The following is a 21,206-nucleotide window of genomic DNA, read 5'->3' as shown; positions in this document are numbered from 1 at the left end:
AGTTTTTTTAGTATGTAGTAAAATTAATAGTGTATTGTCGAATTTCCAAGGAAATAATCAAAAAATGGAGATGTTATGAAATGAGAGAGAAAATCGAGTTGGAGTTAGAAAGAATTGAAAAAGAGAATGATGTGAAAATTTTGTTTGCGGTGGAATCAGGGAGTCGTGCTTGGGGGTTTCCATCGAAAGATAGCGATTATGATGTTAGGTTTGTTTATATACATCCGGTAGAATGGTATTTATCAATTCATGACAAACGAGATGTAATTGAATATCCAATTAGTGATGATTTAGATATAAGTGGTTGGGATATTAAAAAGGCGTTGCAACTATTCGCGAAGTCGAACCCAGCTTTACTTGAGTGGATTCGATCACCAATTTTTTATTCGAAAAACTCTAATTTTCCAGAACTACTTCAACAGATGAGTGAGAAGAATTTTGATCCAAAAGCAACGATATATCATTATTTACATATGGCGTCGAAAAATTATCGTGAATTTTTGCAAGGTGAGAATGTAAAGCTGAAAAAGTACTTTTATGTATTACGTCCTATTTTAGCTTGTAAGTGGCTAGAAGAGAAAGCAACTTTACCACCTGTAGAATTTGATCGATTGATTACAGAATTACCATTAGAACGTAGTGTATTAGATGAGATTGAAAAGTTGTTAATAAAGAAAAAAGCAGGTACTGAATTAGATGTTGGATTGAAAATTAAGGTGCTAAATCAATTTTTAGAAGAACAAATTCATTACTATGGGCAATATGTAAAAGGAATTGAAAAGGGATCAGGGATCGATATTGAAATTTTAAATACACTATTTCGAGACATGCTGTTTGAAGCATATGAAAAAGAGCACAAGTAAGTTTGTGCTCTTTTTATTTTGTAGGAATGAAGAAAACAGATATAGCTGCGATAAGACCTGCAAAGGAGAATAAGTAAAAATTCCATGCTAAGTCATATTGTATTGTCATAATAATACCGACGAGAATAGGGCCAGCAATTGCACCAACTCGGCCAAGTCCCAGTCCCCAGCCTAAGGAGGTAGCTCGGATATGTGATGGGAAGTATTGTGTTACATATGCATTTAATATTTGAGTAATACCGACCGATCCAATACCAGCAAGGCCAATTAAAAGATAAATGATTGTAACAGATGGCTTGATTGTTAATAGTCCGATACATATGGCTGCCATAAGATAAGAGATGCTAATAACAATTTTTGCGCCTATACGATCAGCAATTGCTCCAGCGAATAACGCACCAACAGCTGCGGTAATATTTAGCATAAGTAGAAAAGACAGACTAGATCCAAGAGGATATCCCGCCTGGTGCATCATCTGTGGTAACCAAGTATTTAAACCGTATATTAAAAACATTCCCATTATATAAGTGATCCAAAAAAGTAGTGTTGCTTTTATGTATTCTTTTGAGAATAAAGTAAAAAATCCATTTTTCTTTCGTATAGTAGATGGAGCTTGATGAGTTTTATTTTTTACATGAAATTCAATTTGAAAACGATTAAGAATTTGGTTCACTTCTTCTTGGCGATTACGTGATAATAAAAATTGAATGGACTCAGGTAAATAGCGAATAATGAAAGGAATGAGGAGTAGTGGAATCATTCCGATACCAAACATAATTCTCCATCCGAAATCTTCTAACATAAACATAGACAAAATAGCACCTAATACGATACCTAAAGGATAGCCAGTAAACATAAGAGCATAAATAAAAGATTGCCTTTTTTTTGGTGAATATTCAACAGTAAGTGCTGAAGCCGTTGGGATAACACCGCCTAATCCGATTCCTCCTATAAATCGAGATAATCCAAATAACTCAGGAGAAGAAGCGATAGCCGCTAAACCCATTGTGATAGAAAAAAGTGCTAAACAGCATATAAGCGTCCATTTACGCCCAATTAGATCTGTAATCGTTCCAACTAGAATAGCCCCAATAAACATCCCAAATAAAGCATAGCTTGCAATTGTACCAGCGTGCGCTGGTGATAGCGCCCAGCTTTTGTCTTCTAGGAGCTTTGGTAGAACGGCACCGTAAATACCTAAATCATATCCATCAGCTAAAATGGCTAGCCAACAAATAAAAACAACAAGTTTTGTAATAGAGCTTGAAAAGATAGTTTCTGTAGATTCTAGATGAGGTGGAGCTAAAGGTTGCATAATATTCACCCCTTTAAATTTGTAGATGAATATATTATTTTATTTAATGTTAATATTTTCCTTCCTGTGTCGAAATTTATCTGAACAGGTTTTATAACAAATAAAGAAGTTCAACCGTAATTCTGTTGAACTTCTTTATTTGTTTACTCATTATCAACGCGTTTTAACGGTTGATCTGCTGGGCCTTCAAGAACGTCTCCCTCAATTGAAAAACGAGAACCATGGCAAGGACAATCCCAAGTACAATCACCATTATTCCATTCAACTTCACAGCCGAGATGTGTACAAGTTGTATCGACGATATGTAATTTTCCTTCTTTGTCCTTATAAGCACCTGCTCGTTTACCGTTAACATGTACGACAGATCCTTCACCAACTTCGAGATCTTCTGGCTTACGTAATGCGGTTTCAATCTTTCCTTCAATTAAATGTTTCGCAACATCAATGTTCTGGGAGAGGAACGTTTTTATATCTGGATTTGCATGGAAGCGTGATGGTGCATACAGTTCTTTATAGGGACTGTGGACTTTTAGGATGGAGTCCTTCAGTAGGTGAGCGGCAGCAGTTCCAGTTGTCATGCCCCATTTGCGATATCCAGTTGCAACAAATATATTTGGATTTCTTTCGTTAATATGTCCGATATAAGGAAGCTTATCTAGAGTGATTAAATCTTGTGCTGACCATCTATAAGGAACTTCGTCTATTCCAAAAGTTGCTTCAGCAAAAGAATAAAGTGCTTCATAATGAAGCATCGTATTTATTCCTTGTCCTGTTTTATGACTCTCTCCGCCAATCAAAATTAATTTTTCTCCATTGTTTGTTATATAGCGTAAGGAGCGCTTTGGATCATCAATACTTAAATACATGCCACCTGGATAATCCGTTTTTGCTTTTATTGCAAGAGCGTAGGAGCGTTCTGCGTACATTCGCGTAAAGAAAAAGCTATTTGCATCATAAAAAGGAAAATGTGAACAAGAGACGACATATTCACAAGTGATATGATGGCCCTCTTTTGTAATTATTTGTGGATGATCTCCCTTTTCCACATCCATAGCTGTTGTTTGTTCGTAGAGCTTTCCGCCCATCTCCACAAACTTTTCTAAAAGTGTTTTTAAATAAAGAAGGGGATGGAATTGTGCTTGATTTTTCATTATAAGCGCAGATTGTACTGGAATAGGAATCGATAGAGATTGAACATAGTCACAAGGTATATTTAATTTTTGATAAGCTTCATATTCTTTCGATAAATTTCTTAATCCGTTATCGGTAGTTGTATATAAATATGAATCTTCATTTGAGAAATTACAGTCGATTTTATATGTTTGAACAGTTTCATTTATGAATTGTAGAGCCTGATTATTTGATTCATAGTAAAGCCCGGCCTTTTCTACACCGAAATGGTTTATTAATTCATCATAAATAAGATCATGTTGTGCTGTTACTTTCGCTGTTGTATGCCCAGTCGTTCCGTTTAAAATACGACCAGAATCAATTAAAACAACATCGATGCCTTCTTTTGCAAGTAAATAGGCAGTAGTAATACCTGTAATACCAGCACCGATAATAGCAACTTTCGTCTTTATATTTTCGGATAAACGAGGGAAAGTAGGAAACTGAGTAGATTCAATCCAATAAGATAGCGGCAGTTGTGGAAATGTATCACTTGTCATTGCGGAAACCTCCTGATTTTAGAACAATTTTCCTTTTAATATTTCCATAATATATGAAATTCATGTGTGTTGTTTTAGAAGTAGTCTATTTTTATTAAAAGAGGTTATAAATTATTTTAATATAATTAATTAGATGGGGCATTATGAAGTGGTAGGATTTATATAAAACTAAATTCAAGTGATTCTGTTTGTTGATTACATAGGGAGTTATTGAATGAGATAGAGTCTATGACGTTTAAGAAAATGTCTATATATAGTGGGTAAATCCTTATGGAATCTATACATTTTCTTTAGTGAAATAAAGTATGATTATAAAAATATAACCACCTTTTATTACTAGGTCATAAAAGGTGTTGACAATATAGAAATTCTATTGTTATGATTCATCATGTGGAAAGGTTGATAGAGAGTAAAAAGAGAAATGTTTTTCATTGATAATAAAAGCGAAAAATAAGTGACGATAGAGTGAGTATATTTTCCTTATAATAGATGCTTTTTGGATCATCTAGTAAAATCAATCTGGAAGCAAGAATTGATATATGTAAGTTGCGCAAGGCGCGGCATAAGAAAGGAGCAAAAGGATGAAGGAGCTTCATACGTTTGGGTGGTATGCAGCACGTGTATCACCACATTTGCCGAAAAAAGCATTTAAACCAGTGCCTACTCGTTTATTTGGTGGACTGGCTTATTTGCTTGTGGCATTGGCGGGGTTAATATCGATTGGTGTATTTGAATTGAATGTGTGGGCGAATCTAGGAATTGCGATTGTTCTTGGATTATGTTTTGCTTCACTTGGATTTTTAGGGCATGAAATTTTACATGGAACTGTTGTAAGAAAGGCATGGCTTCGTGACTTCTTAGGCGCGATTGCATTTATGCCATTATCAACAGGGCCAAAGCTTTGGAGAAAGTGGCATAATGCAACGCATCATGTTCATACACAGCATGAAGAGAATGATCCGGATGCATGGCCGACACTTGAGAAACTTAAGAAGAGTAAGTTTTTGAGTTGGGTATATCGTATGCCTTTACATGTACGTTCATTCTTTAGTTTTCTGTCACTAACAATTCAATTTACATTGCATTCGACTCGAATGTTCTTTCATTTTATAAAAGAGTTCAAGTCATCCAATCAAAAATCTGTATGGCTTCAACTTCTTTTGCCTTGGACAGTTTGGATTAGTTTATTGTTTATTATGGGACCTGGAAAATGGTTATTTGCATATGTCATTCCGTTGTTAATTGCTAACTTTATTGTAATGGCATATATCGCAACAAATCACCGCTTAAATCCAATTGTTCCAGTAAATGATCCGTTAGCAAACTGTTTGTCAGTAACAGTGCCGCGCTGGGTAGACGTTTTACACTTCAATTTCTCATATCATACAGAACATCATCTGTTTCCTGCTATGAGTTCTAAATACTACCCGTTAGTAAAAGAGAAGATTAAAGAAATGTGGCCGGAACGCTATCATGAGATGCCGATGACAAAAGCTTTGGCAGCGCTATGGAATACACCACGCGTGTATTATCAAGGAAGTGAATTAGTTGATCCGCATAGAGAGCATTTCTATGGTTCTTTAGGAAATGGACTAGATCCTCATAATATTTCATATCGTGAGGAACATATAGAGGAAGAAAAGAGTATTAAAAAAGTAAATCAGTAAAAATTAATATATTTTTGCAATGAAAAAGCAAGCCATCTCAGGCTTGCTTTTTCTTATAAAGAAACTTCCTTTTTGTTCTTTTTATGGAATTGGACGGAGTTAGTTTCTTTTCGTTGTAGTCGTTTTTCTAAAAGATTAACAAAATAAGTAAATAGAAGAACAAGTACGAGATAGTATACACCAACGATTATGTAAGTATCTAATTGTTGGAAGTTACCTGCTGCAATTGATAAACCTGATCCCCATAATTCGGACAGTCCTACGTAAGCGACGAGTGAAGAGTCTTTTAATCCGATAATAAATTGGTTTCCTAGAGGAGGAAGAGACAGACGAAATGCTTGTGGTAATATAATCCGGCGCATAGCTAAAGGGTAAGGCATACCTAAGGAGCGAGCGGCTTCCAATTGTCCCCGGTCGACGGATTGAATGGATCCTCGGAAAATTTCCGTAATATATGCACCGTTATGAATTGCTAAAGCGATTGCTCCTGCCCAAAAAGGGGAGAAAACAATGACAGATGTAATGCCAAAATAGAGAATTGCGATTTGAACGATTAAAGGTGTACCACGAATAATAGCAATATAGATATGAGCAATGCTATTTAAAACTTTGTTATTCGAGATTCGAAAGAAAGCAAATAATAATCCAATTAATGAACCGAGTACTAGGGAGGTTAATGTTAATTGTAATGTGACAATAGTAGCCTTTAAGAGTGTGGGATAGGTAGAGATAAAAATTTCAAACATGTGTTTCACCTCATATTGTATAGATTTTAGTAGAGAATGAAATGCCCCACATAAAATGAACATTTAATCAGTGGGGCACTGTTTATGAATCTTTTGAATGGCTAACTTACTTCGTTTTTTCCTCTTCACCGAGAATATTACGCCCGAACCATTTTTTACTGATTTTTTCATACGTACCATCTTTAATGATTTCATCTAACGCTTTATTTACTTTCTCAACCATTTCTTTATCATCTTTGCGAATAGCAATTCCCATTTCATCAAGATTTAATGGTTTTCCGGCTTCTTTTATATTCGATTTTCCTTCTTTTATCATACGTAGACCAACCATTTGATCCGTAATTACTGCATCAACACGCCCAGGCTCTAAATCCATAAGAGCAGTAATATCGCTGTCATATTCTGTGATTTGATCTGTATATTTTGCAACAAGATTTTTAAAGGTACTAGCTTTTACAACACCAATTTTCTTACCTTTTAAATCTTCTGGAGAAGAGATAGCGTTATTCTTTTTAGCTACAAAAATTTGGGCGCCAGAGCGATAGTACGGATTTGAGAAACTAACAGCTTTTAAGCGCTCCTCTGTAATTGCCATACTACCCAGTATTACATCATATTTCTTCGCTTGAAGACCTTGAATCAGCGTTTCCCATGGGTTTGTAACTGGCGTAGCCTTCATGTTCATCTTTTTAGCAAGAGCTTCACCGATTTCTACATCAAAACCGACAAGTTTGCTGTCATTTTCTTTATAGTTAAAAGGTTTGTATAATCCACTCATCGCATAGCGAAATTCTTTTTCACCATTTGTTGAAGTAGTAGAGCTTTCTTTGCTACAAGCTCCTAGTATGAAAGATGTACATAGTGTAATGCTCGCAACAATGGTTAATAGTTTTCTTTTCATAAAACCCCTCCTATATATTGATCATACGGATGGTTTTTTAGTATGTTATTGAAATATTTTATTTAGATGATTAGTTGTGCACCGTATGAATGTATTGTTTTTCGTTCGAAACAAAAGTTACATTATAAAACGTTGCGTAAAAATTGTTTTGCCCGTTCATGTGATGGAGCTGAAAAGAATTGTGCTGGCGGAGCATCTTCTACAATCTTTCCATCATCCATAAAGATGACGCGATCAGCTACATCTCTTGCAAAATTCATTTCATGAGTAACAATAACCATTGTCATCCCTTCTTCAGCAAGTTCTTTCATAACTTGCAATACTTCTCCAACAAGTTCAGGGTCTAAAGCTGAGGTAGGCTCATCAAATAGCATAATCTTAGGGCTCATTGCAAGAGCTCGTGCAATGGCAATGCGCTGTTTTTGACCACCTGAAAGAAGATGAGGAGTTACATCTGCTTTATCTTGAAGGCCGACTTTTTGGAGAAGTTGAGTTCCAATATCCTTTGCATTTGCTTTCTCTAATTTTTTTACGTGAATAGGTGCTTCTATGATGTTTTCTAGTGAGGTCATATGAGGAAAGAGGTTAAAGTGCTGAAAAACCATACCGACATTTTCACGGACTTTATTTAAATTTGAATGCTTTGGATCAATTCGCTCACCTTGTAAGTGAATTTCGCCTTCATCGTACATTTCTAAAAAGTTAAGACAGCGAAGTAATGTACTTTTACCAGAACCACTGGCACCAATTAAAACAACAACTTCTTTTTCTTTTACTTCTAAATCAATTCCTTTTAACACATCAAGTGAACCGAATGATTTTACTAGATTTCGAACTTGAATCATACAAAACCCCCAGTTAAAAATATATTTTACAAATGTTGCCCCTTATTTCTGTTATTAGTCATAAATTGTCAGAATCCTTTATTTTTTTCGTGCAATTTGATATTCAAAGAAATAATATTTTTTTAAAATCTCTATATCCTTCTATAATGAAAATATGGATAATAATATATAGGTAGTATTTATATTGCTTATAAAAAGGGGGAAAGGGAAGATGGAAAAAGAAAGGAAAACATTTTCTTTTGGATTACGTACACAACTTATGCTATTCACTACAGTTTTAGCTTTCATTACATATTCAACAAGTATCTTTTTTATTTACGTGATATACGATTATTTTCAAAGTTATGTAAGTCAAACTGTATATAATATTATCGTTATGTTATTAGGGGTAGTATGGTCTGGAATTTTAGCATATGGAGCAGCCGTATTTTTAATTAAACCGCTTCGCAAGTTAGAGGAGGCGGCAAGAAAAGCAGCTGAGGGTGATATTCGTGAAGATGTTCCATTACCGAAGACAGATGATGAAATTAAATCTTTAAGTGTTGCATTTAATATGATGTTAGGAAACTTAAGGGGCATGGTAAAAAATATTGATACAACATTTTCGTATACAAATAATCAAGTACAGCAGATTAGAAAACAAACAGGCGAAGCAACGAGACAAGCGCAAGGTGTATCTGAGACACTTGCAGAAATTTCTTCAGGCGCTGAGCAATCAGCGGCATCAATTCAAGCAATTGTTTCTGCTGTTGATACAACGACTTCTATTGCAAGTGAAGTAGAAGAAAAAGCGAAGCAGTCTGATACATTGTCTTCAGAAATGGTTGAAGCTTTAGGGCATAGTACTCGTGTCTTTACGTCTTTAATTCAAGGTATTCAAACATTGGCAAAAGAAAATGAAGATTCAATGCAAAATGTACAGAAGTTAGAAGAACGAATGAAACAAGTAGAACATATTGTGTCTGTTGTGAGTGCGATTGCTAGCCAAACGAATTTATTAGCACTAAATGCTTCTATTGAGGCAGCTCGCGCAGGAGAGCATGGAAGAGGCTTTGCGGTTGTTGCGGAAGAAGTACGGAAACTTGCTGATGAAAGTGATCATTCTGCAAGAAACATATCGCAGTTATTACGGAATATGCAAGATGAAGTACAACAAGTTGCAATGAAAATGACAGAACAAGTGAAAATAGCTAAAGAAGAGGCGAAACGTGGGGAAGCTACGGAATTAATTTTAAAAGAAATGTCATCAAGTGTTATGGAAGTAGCCGATGCAACTCAGCAAATTAGTAGTTATATGAATGAACAAGTGAGCCACATTCATCAAACAGGAGCACAAACAAAAGCTGTAGCAGCAATTGCTGAAGAAACGTCAGCTGGTTCGCAAGAAGTGGCGCGTGTGACGCTACAACAGTCTAAAAATATGATAGTAATCGATCAATTATTAAAGGATTTAGAGAAGCAAGCAACTGACTTGAAACAAACAATTGAACGATTTTCAATGTAAAAGGAAGAACAGAATGCTGTTCTTCTCTTTTTTATTTAGCTTGATTTAATATTTACAGTTAAACTATGAACGTTTCCGCAACATTCTTTTCTGTCCCTTTCGGATGAAAATTATAGCGAGCTATAATATTAAAAGGGGTGTCTTTTATGAAAAAAGAAAAAAGACAACGGTTAATTAAACAATTTGTAAAGGAGTATGAAATAGATAAGCAAGAAAGATTAGTAGAATTGTTAGCAAAAAAAGATGTATTAGTAACACAAGCTACGGTTTCTCGCGATATTCGTGAGTTAAACTTAACGAAGGTACCTTCTCAAGAAGGATTAATGATATATAAAGTTTTCTCAGAAGAGCATGTACAAACTGATATAAAGTTAAAGAAAAAATTACGAGAAGTGGTTGTAAAAATTGATTGTGTAGATCAATTAATGGTTATTAAAACATTACCTGGTAATGCACATGTTATTGGTGTTTTATTTGATGAGTTAGATTGGAAAGAAAAAATAGGATGTATATGCGGAAATGATACATGCCTTATAATTTCACAGTCGAAATCAGATAGGGAGATTATAGAAGAAAGATTAAATTTAATTATTTAGATGCAAAAATCCTGTTTTTAATAAAATTAAAAACAGGATTTTTGTTTAAATACGGAAGTTAAATATTCAACATATATGCGTAATATATGTATTTTTTATTGAGAAAGCGAGATAGTTTGTTATAAAAATACATATTCGTATGATTTTAAAAAAATAACTTGTTTAATATTTCACAATGATAATGTGGATACTTTCACAAAGATGAAAGTGTAGAGCATTTATTATGTACTTGTAAGACATCAAACATATTTAAAAGGAGGTACAACAAATGAAACATCCGATACATGTTACTTCAGAAATTGGGGAATTACAAACGGTTTTATTAAAACGACCGGGTAAAGAAGTGGAAAACTTGACGCCAGATTATTTGCAGCAATTATTATTTGACGATATTCCATACTTACCAATTATTCAAAAAGAGCATGATTATTTTGCACAAACGTTACGCAATCGGGGTGTTGAAGTTCTTTATTTAGAAAAACTAGCCGCTGAGGCGTTAGTAGATAAAAAACTTCGAGAAGAATTTGTTGATCGTATTTTAAAAGAAGGACAGGCCGACGTAAATGTTGCACATCAAACTTTAAAAGAATATTTACTTTCCTTTTCAAATGAAGAATTAATTCAAAAAATTATGGGTGGTGTACGGAAAAACGAAATTGAAACAAGTAAGAAGACACATTTATATGAATTAATGGAAGATCACTATCCGTTTTACTTAGATCCAATGCCTAATTTATATTTTACTCGTGATCCAGCAGCTAGCGTGGGCGATGGCTTAACGATAAATAAGATGAGAGAACCAGCGCGTAGACGTGAATCATTATTCATGGAGTACATCATTAAATATCATCCAAGATTTGCAAAACATAATGTACCAATCTGGTTAGATCGTGATTATAAATTTCCAATTGAAGGTGGCGACGAGCTAATTTTAAATGAAGAAACAATTGCGATTGGAGTATCTGCTCGTACTTCAGCTAAAGCAATTGAACGTTTAGCTAAAAATCTCTTTAGCCGACAAAATAAAATTAAGAAAGTGTTAGCAATAGAAATTCCAAAATGTCGAGCATTTATGCATTTAGATACAGTATTTACAATGGTTGACTATGACAAGTTTACAATTCACCCAGCCATTCAAGGACCAAAAGGGAATATGAATATTTATATTTTAGAAAAAGGATCAGATGAGGAAACTCTTAAAATTACACATCGTACGTCTTTAATGGAAGCATTAAAAGAGGTATTAGGCTTAAGTGAATTAGTTCTTATTCCATGTGGAGGAGGAGATGTAATTGCTTCTGCTCGTGAACAATGGAATGATGGCTCGAACACATTAGCAATCGCGCCAGGTGTAGTTGTTACATATGATCGCAACTATGTATCTAATACGTTATTACGGGAACACGGTATAGAAGTGATTGAGGTTCTAAGTTCGGAATTATCTCGTGGTCGTGGGGGTCCACGTTGCATGAGTATGCCAATTGTTCGTAAAGATATTTAGTATAAATAACGGAGAAAGTAGGGATGAATTATGTTAATGACTAGACCAAATTTAAAAGGAAGAAGCTTTCTAGCAGAAAAAGATTTTACACAAGAAGAATTGTTATATTTTCTAGATTTGGCAGCAGAATTAAAAGAGAAAAAGAAAAATGGTATTCCGCATCATTATTTAGAAGGTAAAAATGTAGCGCTTTTATTTGAAAAAACTTCTACTCGTACGCGTTGTGCATTTACAGTAGCATGTACAGATTTAGGGGCAAATCCTGAATATTTAGGGAAAGGTGATATTCAACTTGGGAAAAAAGAATCTGTAGAGGATACAGCAAAAGTGTTAGGGCGTATGTTTGACGGAATTGAGTTTCGTGGATTTCATCATGAAACCGTAGAATCTTTAGCACAAAATTCTGGTGTACCGGTTTGGAATGGATTAACAGATATGTGGCATCCAACACAAACACTAGCAGATTTATTAACAATTAGAGAACATCTAGGGAAATTGAAAAATGTGAAGCTCGTTTACGTTGGCGATGGACGAAATAATGTTGCTAATAGCTTACTAGTTGGTGGAGCAATCGTTGGAATGGATGTATGTATTTGTACACCGGAATCTTTATGGCCTGCACAAGAAGTAATTGATTTAGCAAAAAAATATAATGAACAGGTAATGATAACAAGTAATGTGGAAGAAGCTGTTGCGAATGCAGATGTAATTTATACAGATGTATGGGTGTCTATGGGGGAAGAAGAAAAATTTGCTGAACGTGTCGAGTTATTGAAACCTTATCAAGTAAATATGAAAATGATTAAAGCAACAGGGAATGAAAACGTGATTTTCTTACATTGTTTACCTGCATTTCATGATGTTGAAACGATGTATGGCGAAGAAGTTTATGAGAAATATGGGTTGAAAGAAATGGAGGTAACTGACGAAGTATTCCGCAGTAAACATTCAAAAGTATTTGATCAAGCTGAAAATAGAATGCATACAATTAAAGCGGTTATGGCAGCTACTTTAGGAAATATGGAGTAAAGAAGAAAGGGAGTCTTCCTTTCTTCTTTCTCCTCCTTTAGACACTATCATTCACTATTGCTTTTGTATTGTTATTGCAATTTAAGAGAGGTGAGTGGAATGGGTGAAGATAAGAAATTAGGGTTGTTTACACTAACGGCTCTTGTAGTTGGGTCTATGATTGGCGGTGGAGCCTTTAATTTAGCGAGTGATATGGCAAAAGGTGCTGGTGCTGGAGCCATTATTATTGGCTGGGTTATAACAGGAATTGGGATGATTGCACTTGGATTATCTTTTCAAAATCTAACTGTAAAACGGCCAGATTTAGATGGTGGTATTTTTAGCTATGCAAAAGCAGGATTTGGTAATTTTATGGGATTTAATAGTGCGTGGGGATACTGGCTATCTGCTTGGCTTGGGAATGTAGCTTACGGTACATTATTGTTTTCTTCATTAGGATATTTCTTCCCAATCTTTGAAGGCGGGCAAAATGTAGCGTCCATTATTGGTGCAAGCGTATTATTATGGTGTGTTCACATGTTAATTTTACGTGGAGTTCAATCAGCAGCACTTGTGAATTTAGTAACTACAATCGCAAAATTAGTACCTGTATTTGTATTTATTGTCATAGGAATCTTCGCGTTTCATATTGATACGTTCTTAGATGGATTTTGGGGGCAAACTGGTTCTTTTTCATGGGGAGCAGTTGGCAGCCAAGTTAAAAGTACAATGCTTGTAACTTTATGGGTATTTATTGGGGTAGAAGGGGCTGTTGTTTTATCCAGTCGAGCAAAAAATAGAAGTGATGTAGGGAAAGCAACCGTTATTGGCTTAATTGGTACACTCATCATTTATATTTTAATCACATTATTGTCTCTTGGACTTATGCAGCAAGCAGATATTGCAGGTTTGAAAAATCCGGCTATGGCTTATTTATTTGAAAGTGTTGTTGGAAAATGGGGTGCTATTTTTATTAATTTAGGTTTGGTCATCTCTGTATTAGGTGCTTGGTTAGGTTGGACTTTGCTCGCTTCTGAAATTCCATATTTAGCGGCTAAAGATGGAGTATTTCCAAAATGGTTTGCAAAAGAAAATAAAAATAAGGCTCCAGTAAATTCATTATGGATAACAAATGGTTTAATACAAATGTTCTTGTTAACATTCGTCGTTTCTGATCAGGCGTATAACTTTGCATTCTCTTTAGCATCTTCAGCTATTTTAATCCCATATGCTTTTTCAGCGTTTTATCAACTGAAGCATAGCTTAAAGTCTGAAGAAGCAGATCGAAATAAAAATATAATAATTGGCTTGATAGCCAGTATTTATGGCGTGTGGCTAGTTTATGCAGCTGGTTTAGAGTATTTATTATTAACAATGACTTTATATGCGCCAGGTATTTTTATTTTTTACAATGTTCAAAAGCAAAAGAGTTCGAAGCAAATATTTACTCGAGTGGAATTAGCATCATCCGTAGCAATTGGTGCTTTAGCATTCTTTGCGATTTATGGATTAATTACAGGCAGTATTACTTTATAAAGCGCTGTGAAAGCGAAATCAACTGGAGGGCTGGAATATGGCACGAAGAAAAATTGTAGTTGCACTAGGGGGAAATGCGATACAGTCTGGAGAAGCTACTGCGGGAGCGCAGCAAGAAGCGTTGGAAAAAACGGCAGAACAACTTGTGAAAATAATGGAAAATGATGTGGATATAGTAATTGCGCATGGAAATGGCCCACAAGTGGGGAATATTTTATTACAGCAAAAAGCTGCAGAAACGGAAAAGACACCTGCAATGCCATTAGATACTTGTGGGGCAATGAGCCAAGGAATGATTGGATATTGGATGGAAAATGCGATTGAAAAGGCATTGAAAAAACGGAATATAAAAAAAGACGTAGCAACGGTTATAACACGCGTTGTTGTGGATAAAAAAGATGAGGCATTTAAAAATCCAACTAAACCAATCGGTCCTTTTTATACAGAAGAAGAGGCCAGAAGATTAATGGATGAAACAAAAGCAGTGTTTAAAGAAGATGCTGGTAGAGGATGGAGACGTGTTGTTCCATCACCGAAGCCTGTAAGTATTCATGAACATAAAGTGATTAATTCTTTGGTCGAAGATGGAAATATAGTGATAGCTGTTGGCGGAGGTGGAATTCCAGTAATTGATTTCGAAGAAGGGCTAAAAGGAACTGAAGCGGTTATCGATAAAGATTTCGCTGCACAGAAATTAGCAGAATTAGTAGATGCCGATACGCTCGTTATTTTAACTGCAGTTGATCATGTGTATGTAAATTATAATCAACCGAATCAAAAAAAATTAGAGCATGTCACAGTGAATCAATTAGAAGAATATATTGAAGAACAACAATTCGCTGCGGGAAGCATGCTTCCGAAAATTGAAGCTGCTATTAATTTTGTTAATACAAATCCAAAAAGAAAAACAATTATTACGTCTTTAGAAAAAGTATATGAAGCACTAGAAGAAAAAGCTGGTACTATTATTTCAAAACAGAATGTATGCATGTATGTTTAAATTCTTATGTACGCTACTTAGTAGTAAAAAAGAATGGAGTTAGTAACTTCATTCTTTTTATTTATTAATATTTTTTGTACTCATTGTTCATAAAGTTTTCATGATGAAATCTGAATATGTAAGTTAATTATGATAAAATTCAAATTGAATACGCTTTCTTGATTTTTTCGCTCCAACATACAGCAAGAGAGAGGGAATTTTATGAATAGACGGAACGTAGTGAAAGACTTAAAGCAGTTCGAATTATTTGCTCATTTAACAGAAAAAAAATTGAAAGGCTTAACAGAGTTTGTTTATTGGCGAACTTATAAAAAAGGTCAATTTTTATTTTTAGAAGGGGATTCAAGAGAAAGAATTTACTTCATGTTAGATGGTTTTGTAAAGTTAGAGCGGGTTAATCAAAATGGGAACTTATTATACGATGACTATGTGAAGCGATATTCTATTTTTCCTTATGGTGGTATGTTTACAGACACAGGATATAACTATACAGCAGAAGCAATGACGGATGTGGAGGTATATTATATTCCAACGGTAATCTTTGAAGATATGGTAAAGTCCAGCAGAACGCAATTGATGTACGTTGTTCAGCAATTATCATCTATATTAAAATTGAACGAAAATCGAGTGCAAAATATTACAATTCCTAATGCACAAGATCGTGTTATCCAAACGTTAAATTATTTAATGCAGGATTTAGGAGAACAGAGTGGAGAAAAGATTGTAATTTCATGTCCACTTACAACAATTGAAATATCTAAAATATCTGGAACATCTCGAGAGACAGTTAGCAGCGTATTAAAACAATTAAAAAATGATAGCATTGTTACAATTTTAGATAAAAAAATTACAATACATGATCCAACATATTTTGAAGAAATCTCTATGTGAAAATTGTATATTGATTTTTTAATTCATAGTGTATATTAATAAGGTTCTTTATATATTTATAAGGAACTTTTTTACGTTATCCTCTATAAAAAGATTGTATAGTATGGTAATAATAGCTAAAATCGATAATAAAATACAAAGTGAAGGGGAGAAAGAATGATTCGTATTGAGTATGATCGATTAGTAGCTATTTGTTACAGTATAGGGGTTTTGTTATTATTAAAAATTCCAAATGATAATGAATTAATTGGGGAAAAACTATTCAATGTCTATAAGGTTCCGATACATACGTATGTTTATATGGATTATAAAGTCTCAAATATATTGATTGTTTCTTTCATACTACATGTAATTGCATTTATATTATTTTTAAAATGGCTAGGAAAAAAGGAGTCTAGTACATTTAGAAAAACGAATAAGATAAAAGTAGTAGGCATTAGTATTTTGATTGTAATGATGCCGTTTATTTTAAATACAATCCTCCAGACATTGAATAAAACATGGTACTACGCAGGAAAAACAGGGGTAGAAGCAATAGAATATAAAAAAGAAGATAGCCAGTGTAGAATGGAGAAAAATGGAGAGAATATCCAACCGAAGTGCATTGTTACTTTAAAAAATTATCGTAATCATTCACAAGCATTAAAAGTTGTTTTATACGATAATGCAAACGAGAATTCAAAAAGCTATCCAGTACCGAAACCAGTCTATTTACAAAAACATGAGACAAAGCAATTCGAATTTCAAGTTCCTGTTTCTTATAATAGAGGTATTGAAAAAGATAAAGTACCAAATATTAAATTACATTCATTGCATGAAAATGATACGAAATACAATTAATCTGTAAGTAAAAGTTTATGAGTAGGAGCAAGAATTTGAAACGATATAGAAAATCAACTTGAATCATCCAACATACTGCGAGGTAACGGTATATTGGATGATTTTTTTATGTTATCCCCTTTTTTCATGTATGAAAAGGAGGAATACTTTGTTGGAAATGAAAAACATCACAAGGATCATACATGGTTTTTACTTTACGTAATCTGTGAAAGTTAGAGCCATAATAACTAGTTTGCCAATTTTTAATATCGATATCGGGCCAGTTCACATAGTCACCTAGTGTATAAGGATCTAAGCTTTCTCGTAAACCTTTAACCCAGCGTATATTTCGATTTTCTTCATCATCGCATTTCCAAGAGGTAATGTATTCTTGAGCAATAATTGCTTTACGATGAAAATAAGCCGTTTTATTCGGCGAAATATTTTCAACAGCACCTATGAGCGATTGATGCCAAATACTAGCATCTTTATTCGGTGCATGAGAAAGAAAGTATTGCATGATTTGAATGCCTTTAAGGGGAATAGGTTTATAGACATAGGAACCAGAGCGCTTGAAATTTTCAGGGATGTTACCGCCATTAAAAAATTCAACAGCCTTTATATAAGGAACTTCTTCTATAAAGAGAGAGGGGCTACCAGTTTCAAGAAGAGGTGAAGAATGAGATTTACCTTTGTGAGAAATAAATAAAGCATAAGAATAAAGAATCTACATAGAGTTCAATGAAAACAGTTGCAAACTGTTCATATTTTGTTATGATAGTGTTACGAAAACGTTTGCATAAAAATTCCGATGGGATGCAAAAGGAGAGAATGACTATGAATAAGACATGGTGGAAAGAAGCGGTTGCTTATCAAATTTATCCACGAAGCTTTATGGATTCAAATGGTGATGGTATTGGAGATTTACAAGGTATTATTGCAAAACTGGATTATTTAAAAGATTTAGGTATAGATGTAATTTGGATTTGTCCAATGTATAAGTCGCCTAATGATGATAATGGTTATGATATTAGTGATTATCAAGATATTATGGATGAGTTTGGTACAATGGCAGACTTTGATGCTTTACTAGATGAAGTTCATAAGCGTGATATGAAGCTTATTATTGATTTAGTTATTAATCATACGAGTGATGAACATCCATGGTTTATTGAATCACGTTCATCTAAAGATAATCCGAAGCGTGATTGGTATATTTGGCATGATGGTAAAGATGGTGCGGAGCCAAACAACTGGGAAAGTATTTTTAATGGTTCGGCATGGGAATATGATGAAGAAACAGAACAATATTATTTACATCTATTCTCACGTAAACAACCAGATTTAAACTGGGAGAATAAAGAAGTTCGCGAAGTACTATATGATACGGTTAATTGGTGGCTTGATAAAGGTATTGATGGTTTCCGCGTTGATGCGATCAGTCATATTAAAAAAGAAGAAGGCCTCAAGGATATGCCAAATCCAAAAGAGTTAAAATATGTGCCATCTTTTGATAAACATATGAATGTGAAAGGTATTCAACCTTTATTAGAAGAGCTAAAAGAAAATACATTCTCTAAGTACGATATTATGACTGTTGGTGAAGCAAATGGTGTTAAGATTGAAGATGCTGAGCTTTGGGTTGGAGAAGAGCAAGGTAAGTTCAATATGGTATTCCAGTTTGAACATTTAAGTTTATGGGATGCAGAGAAGAAGAAAGACCTTGATGTTGTAGGATTGAAAAAAGTATTAACGAAATGGCAAAAAGGATTGGAAAATAAAGGATGGAACGCTTTATATATTGAGAATCATGATAAACCACGTATCGTTTCAACATGGGGAGATGACAAACAATATTGGCGTGAAAGTGCAACAGCTCTAGGAGCGATGTATTTCTTTATGCACGGTACACCGTTTATTTATCAAGGACAAGAAATTGGTATGACAAATGTTCAGTTGCCAAATATTGAAGATTACGATGATGTAGCAATTAAAAATTTATATCGCGAGAAAATTGCAGAGGGCGTACCACATCAAGATATGATGGAGATTATATGGGCTTCTTGCCGCGATAATTCCCGTACACCTATGCAGTGGAATGATGAGATGAATGCTGGTTTCACAACGAGTACACCTTGGTTTAGCATGAATCCAAATTACAAAGAAATTAATGTTGAGAAGCAAAAAAATGAAGAAAAGTCTATTTTCAATTTCTATAAGAAAATGATTGCTCTGAAAAAAGAGCACGATGTACTGAACTATGGTACGTACGATTTACTTTTAGAAGAAGATCCACAAATTTATGCATATACACGTACGTTACAGGATGAAAAAGTCATTGTAATTAGTAATATCTCAAAAGAGGAAGCTGTGTATAATGAGGGTTCATTTGCACTAAAACGCAAACGTTTGCTTTTAAATAACTATGAAGTTGCGGAACATGAAGAAGTAACAACAATTGCTTTAAAACCTTATGAAACAAGGGTTTATCGCATTTCATAATAAAAAAGGATGCTCTTTGAGCATCTTTTTTTATGAAAAAAATAAATTTCTATTGCAAAGTGAAAACGCTTTTATTAAAATAGATTTATGAAAACGGTTGCGCAAAGATAAAAATAAAGTAATATAAGGAATCGTTTTCATAAAGGGAACAGAAATTATAATTTAAATCATTATGTTGTTATAAATAAAGGGGAGGAAGAACAGATGAAAATTACGTCTTTTGATTTTTGGCAAAAGTTCGGGAAAGCTTTATTAGTTGTTGTAGCTGTAATGCCAGCAGCTGGTTTAATGATTTCCATCGGTAAGTTAATTGGTATGTCTGCTGGGGATGTTAACGCAGTTCATACAATCGCTCGCGTAATGGAAGACATCGGTTGGGCAATCATTACAAATCTACACATCTTATTCGCAGTAGCAATTGGGGGATCTTGGGCGAAAGATCGCGCGGGTGGTGCATTTGCAGCGCTATTAGCATTCGTCTTAACAAACCGAATTACAGGAGCTATATTTGGGGTAAACGCTGAAATGTTAGCGGATTCAAAAGCGAAAGTTTCTTCAGTAATAGCGGGAGATTTAATTGTAAAAGATTACTTTACTTCTGTACTTGGTGCACCCGCATTAAACATGGGAGTGTTCGTAGGGATTATCACAGGTTTCTTAGGAGCTACTTTATATAACAAATATTATAACTATAATAAACTGCCACAGGCATTAGCATTCTTTAATGGAAAACGATTTGTACCATTCGTTGTAATTCTTTGGTCTACAGTTACTGCGATTGTATTATCACTTCTATGGCCATTCATCCAAAGTGGGTTAAATGAATTTGGTCGCTGGATTGCAGCTTCAAAAGATAGTGCACCAGTTGTTGCACCGTTTGTATATGGAACGTTAGAGCGTTTATTATTACCATTTGGTTTACACCATATGTTAACGATTCCGATGAACTATACAGAGCTAGGCGGAACATATACGATGCTAACTGGTTCAAAAGTTGGACAAGTTGTAGCAGGACAAGATCCATTATGGCTTGCATGGATTACAGATTTAAATAATTTACTAGCAAATGGAGATACGAAGGCATATAACGATTTATTAAATAACGTTGTACCAGCTCGTTTCAAAGCTGGACAAGTTATCGGCTCAACAGCAGCGTTAATGGGGATTGCATTTGCGATGTTCCGTAACGTTGATAAAGAAAAGCGTGCAAAATATAAACCAATGTTTTTATCAGCAGCATTAGCAGTATTCTTAACAGGTGTAACAGAACCAATTGAATTCATGTTCATGTTTATTGCTCCAGTATTATATGTTGTATATGCTATTACAACAGGACTTGCATTCGCGCTAGCTGATTTAATTAACTTACGTGTTCATGCATTTGGATTTATTGAGTTAATTACTCGTACACCAATGATGGTTAACGCAGGTTTAACAAGAGACTTAATCAACTTTGTTATTGTTTCATTAGTGTTCTTCGGTCTTAACTTTACACTATTTAATTTCTTAATTAAAAAATTCAATTTACCAACACCAGGGCGTGCAGGTAACTATATTGATAATGAAGATGAGGCATCAGAAGGAACAGGAAATGTAAAAGACGGTTCACTAGCAACAAAAGTTATCGATTTATTAGGTGGAAAAGAAAATATTGCTGACGTAGATGCTTGTATGACGCGCTTACGTGTAACAGTAAAAGATTTAGATGTTGTTGCACCAGAAGCACAGTGGAAACAAAATGGTGCTCTAGGGCTTATTGTAAAAGATAAAGGTGTACAAGCGGTATATGGTCCGAAAGCTGACGTATTAAAGTCAGACATTCAAGATATGTTAGGTGCGTAA

16 protein-coding genes and 3 pseudogenes are annotated in these 21,206 nt (G+C 34.5%); 13 read left to right on the top strand and 6 right to left on the bottom strand.

Annotation, left to right across the window (positions count from 1 at the left end):
• Positions 1-80: 80 nt before the first annotated feature.
• Positions 81-863 (top strand): nucleotidyltransferase domain-containing protein, encoded by a 783-nt coding sequence (locus tag QCI79_RS11075; RefSeq protein ID WP_001208232.1) that lies wholly within the window; start codon positions 81-83, stop codon positions 861-863.
• Between the two features lie 13 nt (positions 864-876).
• Here QCI79_RS11075 and QCI79_RS11070 read toward each other — a convergent pair whose 3' ends face one another.
• Both QCI79_RS11070 and QCI79_RS11065 read right to left on the bottom strand, forming a co-directional pair.
• Complete coding sequence (locus QCI79_RS11070; protein ID WP_021728706.1) at positions 877-2,178, bottom strand: MFS transporter; 1,302 nt, start codon at positions 2,176-2,178, stop codon at positions 877-879.
• Between the two features lie 143 nt (positions 2,179-2,321).
• Positions 2,322-3,848, bottom strand: a complete 1,527-nt coding sequence (locus tag QCI79_RS11065) for an FAD-dependent oxidoreductase (protein WP_000199977.1) — start codon at positions 3,846-3,848, stop codon at positions 2,322-2,324.
• 581 nt (positions 3,849-4,429) lie between these two features.
• Between QCI79_RS11065 and desB the strand changes: the two genes are divergently transcribed.
• Positions 4,430-5,515 (top strand): Delta(10) desaturase DesB, encoded by a 1,086-nt coding sequence (gene desB / locus QCI79_RS11060; RefSeq protein ID WP_000661226.1) that lies wholly within the window; start codon positions 4,430-4,432, stop codon positions 5,513-5,515.
• A gap of 53 nt (positions 5,516-5,568) precedes the next feature.
• On the opposite strand, the gene QCI79_RS11055 is transcribed toward desB, so the two are convergent.
• The 3 genes from QCI79_RS11055 to QCI79_RS11045 form a co-directional block, all read right to left on the bottom strand.
• Positions 5,569-6,324: an amino acid ABC transporter permease gene (locus tag QCI79_RS11055; protein ID WP_003283038.1), complete on the bottom strand. Its 756-nt coding sequence runs from the start codon at positions 6,322-6,324 to the stop codon at positions 5,569-5,571.
• Between the two features lie 43 nt (positions 6,325-6,367).
• A complete protein-coding gene (locus QCI79_RS11050; protein ID WP_000823769.1) occupies positions 6,368-7,162 on the bottom strand; it encodes an ABC transporter substrate-binding protein in 795 nt (264 codons plus the stop codon).
• A gap of 122 nt (positions 7,163-7,284) precedes the next feature.
• Positions 7,285-8,007 carry an amino acid ABC transporter ATP-binding protein gene (locus tag QCI79_RS11045; RefSeq protein ID WP_000616925.1) on the bottom strand — a complete coding sequence of 241 codons (723 nt, stop codon included), beginning with the start codon at positions 8,005-8,007 and terminating at the stop codon, positions 7,285-7,287.
• Between the two features lie 211 nt (positions 8,008-8,218).
• Between QCI79_RS11045 and QCI79_RS35000 the strand changes: the two are divergent.
• From QCI79_RS35000 to QCI79_RS11005, 9 genes and pseudogenes are all read left to right on the top strand, one after another.
• Positions 8,219-8,569 (top strand): annotated as a pseudogene (locus QCI79_RS35000) (HAMP domain-containing protein); the annotation flags it as partial.
• 369 nt (positions 8,570-8,938) lie between these two features.
• Positions 8,939-9,511: pseudogene (locus tag QCI79_RS34995) on the top strand (methyl-accepting chemotaxis protein); the annotation flags it as partial.
• Positions 9,512-9,657: 146 nt separating this feature from the next.
• On the top strand, positions 9,658-10,107 hold the full coding sequence (gene argR, locus QCI79_RS11035; protein ID WP_000711827.1) for an arginine repressor: 450 nt from the start codon (positions 9,658-9,660) through the stop codon (positions 10,105-10,107).
• 268 nt (positions 10,108-10,375) lie between these two features.
• Positions 10,376-11,608 (top strand): arginine deiminase, encoded by a 1,233-nt coding sequence (gene arcA, locus QCI79_RS11030; protein WP_000682331.1) that lies wholly within the window; start codon positions 10,376-10,378, stop codon positions 11,606-11,608.
• A gap of 30 nt (positions 11,609-11,638) precedes the next feature.
• The gene (gene argF / locus QCI79_RS11025) at positions 11,639-12,637 is read left to right on the top strand and encodes an ornithine carbamoyltransferase (protein ID WP_000930287.1); all 999 of its coding nucleotides are present in this window, start codon (positions 11,639-11,641) and stop codon (positions 12,635-12,637) included.
• A 99-nt stretch (positions 12,638-12,736) separates the two neighbouring features.
• A complete protein-coding gene (gene arcD / locus QCI79_RS11020) occupies positions 12,737-14,152 on the top strand; it encodes an arginine-ornithine antiporter (protein ID WP_000503399.1) in 1,416 nt (471 codons plus the stop codon).
• A gap of 37 nt (positions 14,153-14,189) precedes the next feature.
• On the top strand, positions 14,190-15,152 hold the full coding sequence (arcC, locus tag QCI79_RS11015; RefSeq protein WP_021728707.1) for a carbamate kinase: 963 nt from the start codon (positions 14,190-14,192) through the stop codon (positions 15,150-15,152).
• 201 nt (positions 15,153-15,353) lie between these two features.
• A complete protein-coding gene (locus QCI79_RS11010) occupies positions 15,354-16,043 on the top strand; it encodes a Crp/Fnr family transcriptional regulator (RefSeq protein ID WP_021728708.1) in 690 nt (229 codons plus the stop codon).
• Between the two features lie 156 nt (positions 16,044-16,199).
• Positions 16,200-16,883, top strand: a complete 684-nt coding sequence (locus QCI79_RS11005; RefSeq protein ID WP_000619194.1) for a hypothetical protein — start codon at positions 16,200-16,202, stop codon at positions 16,881-16,883.
• A 124-nt stretch (positions 16,884-17,007) separates the two neighbouring features.
• Here QCI79_RS11005 and QCI79_RS11000 read toward each other — a convergent pair.
• A pseudogene (locus QCI79_RS11000) lies at positions 17,008-17,544 on the bottom strand (BBE domain-containing protein); the annotation flags it as partial.
• A 155-nt stretch (positions 17,545-17,699) separates the two neighbouring features.
• Here QCI79_RS11000 and QCI79_RS10995 point away from each other — a divergent pair.
• Together QCI79_RS10995 and QCI79_RS10990 are read left to right on the top strand one after the other, a co-directional pair.
• Complete coding sequence (locus QCI79_RS10995) at positions 17,700-19,364, top strand: glycoside hydrolase family 13 protein (protein ID WP_001044704.1); 1,665 nt, start codon at positions 17,700-17,702, stop codon at positions 19,362-19,364.
• A 204-nt stretch (positions 19,365-19,568) separates the two neighbouring features.
• Positions 19,569-21,206 (top strand): PTS transporter subunit IIBC, encoded by a 1,638-nt coding sequence (locus QCI79_RS10990; protein ID WP_000705559.1) that lies wholly within the window; start codon positions 19,569-19,571, stop codon positions 21,204-21,206.

The organism is Bacillus cereus group sp. MG1 (assembly GCF_040460035.1).
GTDB classification, from domain to species: domain Bacteria; phylum Bacillota; class Bacilli; order Bacillales; family Bacillaceae_G; genus Bacillus_A; species Bacillus_A cereus.
Note: the sequence above shows the minus strand (reverse complement) of the source record. Positions and strands in the feature narration are given on the sequence as shown.

Excerpts from the sequence above, each read along its gene's own strand:
- QCI79_RS11005 (WP_000619194.1), top strand. The coding sequence starts at position 16,200 with ATGATTCGTATTGAGTATGATCGATTAGTAGCTATTTGTTACAGTATA.
- QCI79_RS11050 (WP_000823769.1), bottom strand. The coding sequence starts at position 7,162 with ATGAAAAGAAAACTATTAACCATTGTTGCGAGCATTACACTATGTACA.
- QCI79_RS10995 (WP_001044704.1), top strand. The coding sequence starts at position 17,700 with ATGAATAAGACATGGTGGAAAGAAGCGGTTGCTTATCAAATTTATCCA.
- argF (WP_000930287.1), top strand. The coding sequence starts at position 11,639 with ATGTTAATGACTAGACCAAATTTAAAAGGAAGAAGCTTTCTAGCAGAA.
- QCI79_RS11045 (WP_000616925.1), bottom strand. The coding sequence starts at position 8,007 with ATGATTCAAGTTCGAAATCTAGTAAAATCATTCGGTTCACTTGATGTG.
- argR (WP_000711827.1), top strand. The coding sequence starts at position 9,658 with ATGAAAAAAGAAAAAAGACAACGGTTAATTAAACAATTTGTAAAGGAG.
- desB (WP_000661226.1), top strand. The coding sequence starts at position 4,430 with ATGAAGGAGCTTCATACGTTTGGGTGGTATGCAGCACGTGTATCACCA.
- arcA (WP_000682331.1), top strand. The coding sequence starts at position 10,376 with ATGAAACATCCGATACATGTTACTTCAGAAATTGGGGAATTACAAACG.
- arcC (WP_021728707.1), top strand. The coding sequence starts at position 14,190 with ATGGCACGAAGAAAAATTGTAGTTGCACTAGGGGGAAATGCGATACAG.
- QCI79_RS11075 (WP_001208232.1), top strand. The coding sequence starts at position 81 with ATGAGAGAGAAAATCGAGTTGGAGTTAGAAAGAATTGAAAAAGAGAAT.
- arcD (WP_000503399.1), top strand. The coding sequence starts at position 12,737 with ATGGGTGAAGATAAGAAATTAGGGTTGTTTACACTAACGGCTCTTGTA.
- QCI79_RS11065 (WP_000199977.1), bottom strand. The coding sequence starts at position 3,848 with ATGACAAGTGATACATTTCCACAACTGCCGCTATCTTATTGGATTGAA.
- QCI79_RS11055 (WP_003283038.1), bottom strand. The coding sequence starts at position 6,324 with ATGTTCATTTTATGTGGGGCATTTCATTCTCTACTAAAATCTATACAA.
- QCI79_RS11010 (WP_021728708.1), top strand. The coding sequence starts at position 15,354 with ATGAATAGACGGAACGTAGTGAAAGACTTAAAGCAGTTCGAATTATTT.
- QCI79_RS10990 (WP_000705559.1), top strand. The coding sequence starts at position 19,569 with ATGAAAATTACGTCTTTTGATTTTTGGCAAAAGTTCGGGAAAGCTTTA.
- QCI79_RS11070 (WP_021728706.1), bottom strand. The coding sequence starts at position 2,178 with ATGCAACCTTTAGCTCCACCTCATCTAGAATCTACAGAAACTATCTTT.